Origin of the sequence: Dissulfurispira sp. (genome assembly GCF_036745535.1) — a bacterium.
Classification (GTDB): Bacteria; Nitrospirota; Thermodesulfovibrionia; order Thermodesulfovibrionales; family Dissulfurispiraceae; genus Dissulfurispira.
Window position 1 is genome coordinate 39,175 of sequence record NZ_DAIOFX010000002.1, and the last position, 7,732, is coordinate 46,906.

Genomic DNA, 7,732 nt, shown 5'->3' on the forward strand with positions numbered 1-7,732 from the left:
AAAACCAGAGAGAACGCTTATTAAAGCCGCCTTTGCCGCCATATAGCATATGAGGTTGAAGGGGATTTTTGGGGAATTAGATTTCAGGATTAGACAGAGGTGTTATCTTTTTTCTGCCATTAGATTTCCCTTGAGTCCTTAAAAGTCTGTTATAGTTCATCGCTGAAAGATATGTTGAGGATGTCATATTGCACCTATTGCTATTATTATCGCCTTTTCTATTTCCTTCATTCTTTCATCACCTATTTTCCCTGCAAAGGGACCTCTGATGAGAAAAGATTTGTCTATGGTTGTCACCTGCTCACATTTAGCCATAGACGCCTTTGATAAACCGCCTTCGCCCTCTTGAAGTAAAACATGGGTAGGAGATGGCCTTAAGTTTGTAGACAGAGGAACAACAATTATATCACCAGCCAACTTATTTCGAATATCTAAAGAGACTACCAATGCAGGACGATTTTTAATATCCTTTGGTTTTGAAGGCAGATTGACTAAGTATATCTCTCCTCTTTTGGGATTCTCAATCATTCCATGTCCTTTTTGCACTTTCAGTTGCTATCATAGACCATTCTCTGTTTTCCTTCTTTTCATTTTCTGTTAGAGATATGTAATAAGCCTCGATGTCTTTTTCTATCGCCATTTTTTTAGACTTAAGCAGCCAATCGCGAAGTATTTCTTCCATTACCTGACTTCTTGGATTTCCTTTTTCCTTTGCAATTTCGTCTATTTCATTAATTACATCACCACTGATTGTTACTGTAAGTTTTGCTTTACGTAGAGCGCTTGTAGCTGGCATAATTAACCTCCTTTTTATCATACCAATTATAAGATAATTTAACGTTTATTTGTAATAAAAAATTTTACCTGAACCAGTTGCCTATATTTTATTGTAGCATAGAGGATTGAGGGGATTTTTGGGGAATTAAAGCAATTCTAAAAATTCTTCAACTGTTAAGCCAGAATTGCGAATAAGGGCACGAAGTGTGCCAACTGATAGTTCTTTATGTTGAGGTATTGAAAGATTTACCCTGACGCCTTGTTTAGACAATACTACATGACTGCCTACCTGACCGATTATCTGCCATCCAGCTTTTTGAAAAGCCTTAACAGCATCTTTCCCTGAAATATTAGCCAGTCTGCTCATTTAAACCGCTACAACGATGGATTCTTGTGCCTTCTCCTTAGGAAGGGTATAAAGTGTTTTCTGGTCCTCTGCCCACAACCATGCAATGATAGCCTCTTTAATGTTCTCTATGGCTTCTTTTTCATCTTTGCCTTGAGAAACACAGCCGGGGAGTGCAGGGCATTCAGCAACAACCCAACCGTCCTCGGCATGTTCAAGTGTAATATGGAAAATCATGCTTATATCCTCCTCATTATTATCGTCTCTTGTTGTTAATTATACCATACTAAACAGTTCGGGATGGAAGAATGCGGCGATGTTTTGCAAATTCGCAGTAATATCTATTAAACCATTGCCAAGGAGTTTCTTTGATGGATAGCAGCGTGAAAACAACACCTTCCGTACACTGTGATAGACACAGTAAAGATGATTGTTTTACTTCTCGGGGTGAAATTACCGATGACCGCTGCAAGCGTTTTTGCGGCGAAAACCCTCAATGCTTTGCCGGAAACAACAAGCAGATAGCATGCGTCTCGGACATGGTGATCAGGGCTGTAGAGAAGATGAAGGAAGCAATTGCAGCGCATCCGTTTATGGAGTAGAAGTTTCAATGGGACTTTTACTCCTGAGTTTAATGTTTCGCTGAGTAATATTATTTTTTTTTAATTACTTCGCTATTTAACAGGCCCTGCAGAAAAGATTATCTTATCGAACTTGCGTTTAAGGGTTTTGCTTTCGAAGTTCGTCATCTCAACGCCGGGATGTAGAGACATTGTCTGCCCTTTCTTTACCTTCGCCTGCGGTATAGCAACCCATGTTTTCTTGCCGCTTTTCTCGAGGCAGACATAGGTATATCCACCGCTGTTCATGGTTTCTACGACCTTCCCTGTTATTGCAGACATTTCTTGAGAACCTGCGTATATGCCATTTACTGTGAATATGGACATAAAAGCTAAAAACATAACCAGTGCTATCAAAAATCGTTTCATATTCCTCTCCTTAGATTAAAGGCTCCTGCAAATATTTTTGCAGGAGCCTTGATACTATTCAGTACTTTGGTAACCCCTACTCTTTAGCTTCTTCCTGCGGCTTTGTGAATTCCTCTTCCTTTAAAAGCCTCTCCCAGTATTTATCCACATCCTCCTGTGCCCGCTTAAGGAGCCATTCGTTTTCAGGTGCGAATAGGTGTTTGAACCTTCCCTGGGGTTTAAGGAAATCAACAAGCGGCTTCTTCTCTTTTGGTTTTACATTAACCCTTGTCACGCCATTTTCGATTTCATAGAGCGGCCACCAGCAAGTCTCAACCGCAAGTCTGCTTAAAAGGATTGCATCGTTTGACATCGACCTCCAGCCGCGGTTGCAGGGCGCAATGATATTCATGAACTTCGGGCCTTTTATCTCCAATGCCTTTCTCACCTTTTTCATCAAATCGGACCAGTGGCTCGGTGACGCCTGTGCAACATATGGTATGCCATGGGCAGCCATAATTTTTGTAAGGTCTTTCCTTTCCTGAGGCTTTCCTGGAACAACACTGCCTGCAGGGCATGTGGTTGTATCGGCACCGAGGGGAGTCGCGCTTGAACGCTGAATGCCTGTATTCATATATGCTCCGTTGTCATAGCATATATAAAGCATGTCATGCCCTCTTTCCATTGCGCCCGAAAGGCTCTGGAAGCCGATATCATATGTGCCTCCGTCGCCACTGAATGATATGAATTTTATCTCTTTGTCAATCCTGCCCTGTTTTTTTAGGGACCTGTACATCGTCTCGATGCCTGAAAGCGTAGCTGCCGAGTTTTCAAAGGCGTTGTGCATCCACGGAATCTTCCATGCAGTGTAATCCGATATACAGGTGGATACCTCCAGACAGCCGGTAGAACTCGTAGCCACAACAGGGTAGTCCGATGCAAGAAGTACCATCTTTACAACCAGTGGTGCACCGCAACCTGAACACATCCTGTGGCCTGCTGTTAAAAGCACTTCTTTCTTTGAAAGCTCTTTTAAGCTAAGTGGTGTCGCCATATTACTCCCTCACTCCAATATATTCTTTAAAGGTTTTTACTTTTCCTGTCTTTGCTATCTCTGCAAGTTCATTGAGTACAATCTCTGCATGCTCCGGCATATAGTCCCTTCCGCCGAGTCCGTATATCTTGTTAATGAGTATCGGCTTATCCTTGTAATGATAAATACTGGATGCAATATCCATGAACAAAGGCCCGTAAGAGGCACCAAAGGCATCGGCCCTGTCAAGCACGCATACTGCCTTAAGATGCTTCAATGCCTCGCCTATCTCTTCATAAGGGAACGGCCTATAGAGCCTCGGCTTTAAAAGACCTGCCTTTATGCCCTTATTTCTGAACTCATCAATCACATCCTTTGATGTTCCTGCAGCAGAGTTAAGGATAACCAGTCCTATCTCGGCATCATCGAGCCTGTATGTCTCAAAAAGTCCGTATTTCCTTCCAGATATCTTCTCGAAATCCTTTGCCACGTTCAGAACCACATCGGCGACCTTTGTCATGACCTCTGCCTGCGCCCTTCTGAACTCCATGTAATAATCTGGAAGGATTAACGGCCCATAGCTGACAGGATGCTCTGTATCCAAAAGGGGATTAAGCTGCTTATACTCTCCTACAAAGTTCTTTACCGTGTCGTCATCGAGATACTCTATCCGCTCTATGGAATGGCTTATTATAAAGCCATCGAGACATATCATCACTGGAAGTCTTATATCCATATGCTCTGCAATGCGGAATGCCTGTATTGCATTGTCATATGCCTCCTGTGCATTCTCCGACCATAACTGTATCCAGCCTGAATCACGAGCGCCCATTGCGTCCGAATGGTCGCCGTGAATATTCAGAGGCGCAGAAAGAGACCTGTTCACCACCGACATTACTATGGGCAGTCTCATGCCGGATGCGACAAACAGCATTTCCCACATGAGGGCAAGTCCAGGGCCGGATGTTGCTGTTGCAACCCTTCCGCCTGCGGCTGCTGAGCCGATGCAGGCGCTCATAGCGCTGTGTTCGCTCTCAACTAATATAAGTTCTGTCTTGACTTTTCCATCACTCACAAAACTCGCAAACCTCTGCATCATATCTGTCTGTGGAGTTATGGGATACGCTGCACAGACATCCGGATTTATCTGCCTAAGGGCATTTGCGACTGCTTCGTTTCCTGTAACTGCGACAACTTTTGACATTATCCCCCCTCCTCTTCCATAACAATTGCCTTGTTGCCTTTCTTTCCGGGACATTCGAGGGCGCAGATGCCGCAGCCCTTGCAGTAGTCGTAATCAAACTCCGCCCTCTTGCCGTCCTTTACCTTTACAGCCATATCAGGGCAATAAATCCAGCAGAACATGCACTGGATGCAGTTTTCCGGTATCCATTTCGGCTTAAACACCCTCCACGAGCCCGTCTTAAACTTCAATGCGCTGCCTGCTTCTGTAATAACAGCGCCTGGTGTAACCTCTTTCCATCCTTTCAGTTTCATCCTTCCCTTACCTCCTCATAACCCCTTTTTACAGCCTCTAAATTACCATCTATTACCTTCTGTGAAAACTTCTTGCCAAAACTCTTTTTCACATCTTCAAGTATTACATCAAGACTTACAATTCCTGAAACCTTTGCAAGAACGCCGACCATTGGTGAATTCGGCATCGGCCTTCCGAAACACTCGATGGCGATCTTTGTGGCATCTACCGTGAACACCTTCTGTGTCGGCTTTGCCTTAAGCTTTTCCCTCAGTTCTTTGGGATCTCTGGAGGAATTAATAATAAAGACAGCATCGTCAAGCGCACCCTCTGTCACATCTATACCGTCAAGCAGCGTTGCATCAACAACTACAACGATATTGGGTCTTAAAACAGGACAGTGCATCCTGAGTTCCTTTGAACTTACTCTATTGTATGCCCTCAGAGGAGCCCCTGACCTTTCAGGGCCGTACTCCGGGAATGCCTGCACATGCCTACCGCCGCTCAGGCATGCGTCGGCAAATACCTTTGCCGCAGTAACAGTGCCCTGGCCTCCTCTGCCGTGCCATCTGATCTCCAAAGTTTCAGCCATCTCTTTCCTCCTATATGTATTCTCAATCTTAAGTTTATTAATCTAACAAATTTTTATTAATTATTCAATAAGTTTAACTATCGATTAATAAAATTAATAGAATTTTTTATTCGGCACAGCGATAAGCAGGATTGACTTGAGCGAATTGGTATTTTGGAATGCTAAGGATATACTATTGACTCTAATGCATCTAAATTCTTTATGAGAACTTTTCCGTCCTTATTGTCGATAAATCCAGATTTTTTAAACCTGCTCATAACCCTGATAGTCGTCTCTACAGTTGTGCCGACCATCTCGGCGATGTCCTGCTTTGTAAGCCTCATGTTTATAAGTATTGTCTTATCCTTTTTTCACCGGTTTTATCGGCAAGCTTCAGGAGCAGTGCTGCAATTCTCGACTCCACCCTCTCAAGGGCAATGTTTTTAAGTGTATCGTGGAACTCTCTTATCCTGTCTCCAAGGTTGGCTGTCATGTCATACATGACATTGGGGAATCTGTCGATAACTTTAAGCAGGTTATGCCGTGAAATCTTGATGACATTTGAATCTTCTATGGCAACCGCATTGGCGGGGTATGGAAATTCCTTTAGCACAGCAAAACCTCCGAAGAAGTCCGGCGGCGATATTAATTCTATTATTATCTCCCTGCCGTCGACGGACATCTTGGTTATCTTTACCTTTCCGCTGATGAGTATATAAAACCAATCCGAAGGGTCTCCTTCTGAAAATATCTCCTGTTTCTTCTTAAAGTTTTCCCTGCTTAAACAAGACTAGATTTCTTTCAGTTCTTCGTCGCTGAGGGCCGAGAATATGGGGATCTTTTTTAAATCCTCTAATTTTTCACCTTTCACTTTTCACTTCCCACCTTTAGAAATGGTCGGGGCGAGCCGATTCGAACGGCCGACCTCTCGCACCCCAAGCGAGTGCGCTAACCAAGCTGCGCTACGCCCCGAAATTGTTACGGAGTATTTCCCTGAGCCTCATCTTTACCATGGTGATGATTCCTTCGGCATCGATGTTCGGCCCGGTCATTTCTTCAGCTACCCCTTCTCTTTTTACTTCTTCGGTTTCTGCAAAGGCTTCAGCGGCCTGCTCTATATTACCGCCGAGTTTACGCCTCGCACCGTCAATTGTATATTTCTCGTCGTAAAGAAGTCTTTTAATCTGCAGTATCTGGTCGATGTCCTTCTTTGTGTAGATACGCTGACCCGATTTGCTCTTTCTCGGAGCGAGGAACGGAAATTCCGTTTCCCAGTACCTCAGGACATAAGACTCTACACCAACAATTCTGCTGACTTCTCCTATTTTATAAAAAAGCTTTTCAGGGAAGAGTCTCAGCGGCTCCGGCGATTTAAATGCGTCTTGCATCTTTTATCTATCTGCATCTTTTCTATGAGTTCCTTGAGCTGGTTGCTTGCCTTGAATGTCACAACCCTGCGCGGTGTGATCTCCACCTCTTCCTTTGTCTTTGGATTTCTCCCTATCCGTGAATTCTTTTTTCGCACGTTAAAAGTCCCGAAGCCGGAAATCTTTATGAATTCGCCTGCTATCAGTGTTTGCTTTATGGTATCAAAAACAGTCTCTACCATCTCCTGCGCCTCATTTTTAGGAAGCCCTACCTTCTCAAATACAAGATTTACAATGTCGGCCTTTGTCATATACTATCCCTTGTTAAAAAAGGATAAATTATTTTTATCGCTAATTTTATATTACTGTCTTGCCCAATTGTCAAGTGTTTTTCGATTGATGTGGTTTGACTATGCCCTGTATTTTCTGTTATCGTATCCGAACAATCTATCAGAAATCTTAATTAAGAGACACAGAAACATGAAAGGTAAAAATAAAACAAAGTCAGACAAAAACCTCTCTTTGAGGGAAGAAAAGATTCAGGAGATCAAGAAAAACTTGATCAGGCAGAAAGAGGCCCTTCTTTCAGAGGCAGGGGATGCCTTAAATGCACTGCCTGATGAGACCTTATTCCCTGAACTGGGGGATCAGGCATCGGCAGAGATCGACAGGAATTTCATGCTGAGGCTGAAGGGAAGGGAAAGGCAGCTCCTCAAGAAAATAGATGAGGCCATAGAGAAAATCGACAGCGGCACATACGGCATCTGCGAGGTATGCGGCGAGGAGATAAACATCAAAAGACTCGAAGCAAGGCCGGTAACCACCATGTGCATAGAATGCAAGACAGAGCAGGAAGAAGAAGAAAAACTGCGGGAAAGATAAAAATAGTTCACAGTTCACGGTTCACAGCGCATAGTAAAAACTAAAAATTATCGGCTAATTATCCTTAAATTATTTATACCTTTCTTTTAACGACTCTCCCAGCATATTAAAACAAAACGCAGTTATCGATATTGCCAGTCCCGGGAATATTACCATCCATGGCGCGGTAAGAATATAAGCCCTGTTGGCGCTTATCATGGAACCCCATGTTGGAGTTGGAGGCTGTGCCCCAAGCCCCAGAAAGCTCAATGTTGCTTCTGTGATAATAAACCCTCCCAATTTGATCCCCATCATCACAAGACTTAGAGGAA

15 protein-coding genes, 1 tRNA gene and 1 pseudogene are annotated in these 7,732 nt (G+C 43.5%); 2 read left to right on the forward strand and 15 right to left on the reverse strand.

Translation table 11 applies throughout. From position 1 onward, the window contains the following. Window positions 1-183: 183 nt before the first annotated feature. The 4 genes from V7L97_RS00920 to V7L97_RS00935 form a co-directional block, all read right to left on the reverse strand. Window positions 184-528 carry a type II toxin-antitoxin system PemK/MazF family toxin gene (locus tag V7L97_RS00920; RefSeq protein WP_333652407.1) on the reverse strand — a complete coding sequence of 115 codons (345 nt, stop codon included), beginning with the start codon at window positions 526-528 and terminating at the stop codon, window positions 184-186. Continuing rightward, a complete protein-coding gene (locus V7L97_RS00925) occupies window positions 521-796 on the reverse strand; it encodes a ribbon-helix-helix domain-containing protein (protein WP_333652409.1) in 276 nt (91 codons plus the stop codon). Before V7L97_RS00925 ends, V7L97_RS00920 begins: the two co-directional genes overlap by 8 nt. Window positions 797-922: 126 nt before the next feature. Continuing rightward, window positions 923-1,144: a type II toxin-antitoxin system HicA family toxin gene (locus V7L97_RS00930; RefSeq protein ID WP_333652412.1), complete on the reverse strand. Its 222-nt coding sequence runs from the start codon at window positions 1,142-1,144 to the stop codon at window positions 923-925. Continuing rightward, the gene (locus V7L97_RS00935; protein WP_333652415.1) at window positions 1,145-1,360 is read right to left on the reverse strand and encodes a type II toxin-antitoxin system HicB family antitoxin; all 216 of its coding nucleotides are present in this window, start codon (window positions 1,358-1,360) and stop codon (window positions 1,145-1,147) included. A gap of 134 nt (window positions 1,361-1,494) precedes the next feature. Between V7L97_RS00935 and V7L97_RS00940 the strand changes: the two genes are divergently transcribed. Next, window positions 1,495-1,725 carry a hypothetical protein gene (locus tag V7L97_RS00940; RefSeq protein WP_333652417.1) on the forward strand — a complete coding sequence of 77 codons (231 nt, stop codon included), beginning with the start codon at window positions 1,495-1,497 and terminating at the stop codon, window positions 1,723-1,725. A gap of 72 nt (window positions 1,726-1,797) precedes the next feature. Here V7L97_RS00940 and V7L97_RS00945 read toward each other — a convergent pair whose 3' ends face one another. The 10 genes and pseudogenes from V7L97_RS00945 to V7L97_RS00990 all read right to left on the reverse strand — a co-directional run bounded on the left by V7L97_RS00945 (window position 1,798) and on the right by V7L97_RS00990 (window position 6,850). Beyond that, the gene (locus V7L97_RS00945; RefSeq protein WP_333652420.1) at window positions 1,798-2,112 is read right to left on the reverse strand and encodes a hypothetical protein; all 315 of its coding nucleotides are present in this window, start codon (window positions 2,110-2,112) and stop codon (window positions 1,798-1,800) included. Between the two features lie 76 nt (window positions 2,113-2,188). Next, window positions 2,189-3,145: a thiamine pyrophosphate-dependent enzyme gene (locus V7L97_RS00950; RefSeq protein ID WP_333652423.1), complete on the reverse strand. Its 957-nt coding sequence runs from the start codon at window positions 3,143-3,145 to the stop codon at window positions 2,189-2,191. A gap of 1 nt (window position 3,146) precedes the next feature. Then, entirely contained in the window at window positions 3,147-4,328 is a 1,182-nt protein-coding gene (gene porA / locus V7L97_RS00955; RefSeq protein ID WP_333652426.1) for a pyruvate ferredoxin oxidoreductase, read from the reverse strand. Continuing rightward, window positions 4,328-4,621, reverse strand: coding sequence for a 4Fe-4S binding protein (locus tag V7L97_RS00960; protein ID WP_333652429.1), 294 nt, complete (start codon window positions 4,619-4,621; stop codon window positions 4,328-4,330). Before V7L97_RS00960 ends, porA begins: the two co-directional genes overlap by 1 nt. Continuing rightward, window positions 4,618-5,193, reverse strand: a complete 576-nt coding sequence (locus tag V7L97_RS00965) for a 2-oxoacid:acceptor oxidoreductase family protein (protein WP_333652431.1) — start codon at window positions 5,191-5,193, stop codon at window positions 4,618-4,620. Before V7L97_RS00965 ends, V7L97_RS00960 begins: the two co-directional genes overlap by 4 nt. Before the next feature lie 161 nt (window positions 5,194-5,354). Next, the gene (locus V7L97_RS00970) at window positions 5,355-5,516 is read right to left on the reverse strand and encodes a helix-turn-helix domain-containing protein (RefSeq protein ID WP_333652433.1); all 162 of its coding nucleotides are present in this window, start codon (window positions 5,514-5,516) and stop codon (window positions 5,355-5,357) included. A gap of 2 nt (window positions 5,517-5,518) precedes the next feature. Next, window positions 5,519-5,935 (reverse strand): annotated as a pseudogene (locus V7L97_RS00975) (Crp/Fnr family transcriptional regulator); the annotation flags it as partial. 131 nt (window positions 5,936-6,066) lie between these two features. Then, window positions 6,067-6,144: transfer RNA gene (locus V7L97_RS00980), tRNA-Pro, on the reverse strand. Next, a complete protein-coding gene (locus V7L97_RS00985; protein WP_333652435.1) occupies window positions 6,135-6,560 on the reverse strand; it encodes a MerR family transcriptional regulator in 426 nt (141 codons plus the stop codon). The genes V7L97_RS00980 and V7L97_RS00985 overlap by 10 nt, the downstream gene beginning before the upstream one ends. Then, window positions 6,527-6,850, reverse strand: coding sequence for an integration host factor subunit alpha (locus V7L97_RS00990; RefSeq protein ID WP_333652437.1), 324 nt, complete (start codon window positions 6,848-6,850; stop codon window positions 6,527-6,529). Before V7L97_RS00990 ends, V7L97_RS00985 begins: the two co-directional genes overlap by 34 nt. A 169-nt stretch (window positions 6,851-7,019) precedes the next feature. Here V7L97_RS00990 and dksA point away from each other — a divergent pair, with 169 nt between their 5' ends. Further along, complete coding sequence (gene dksA, locus V7L97_RS00995; protein WP_333652439.1) at window positions 7,020-7,421, forward strand: RNA polymerase-binding protein DksA; 402 nt, start codon at window positions 7,020-7,022, stop codon at window positions 7,419-7,421. Between the two features lie 69 nt (window positions 7,422-7,490). Here the strand turns inward: dksA and V7L97_RS01000 are convergent. Beyond that, window positions 7,491-7,732 (reverse strand): ABC transporter permease subunit (locus tag V7L97_RS01000; RefSeq protein ID WP_333652441.1); only part of this gene is annotated, 242 nt, incomplete at its 5' end.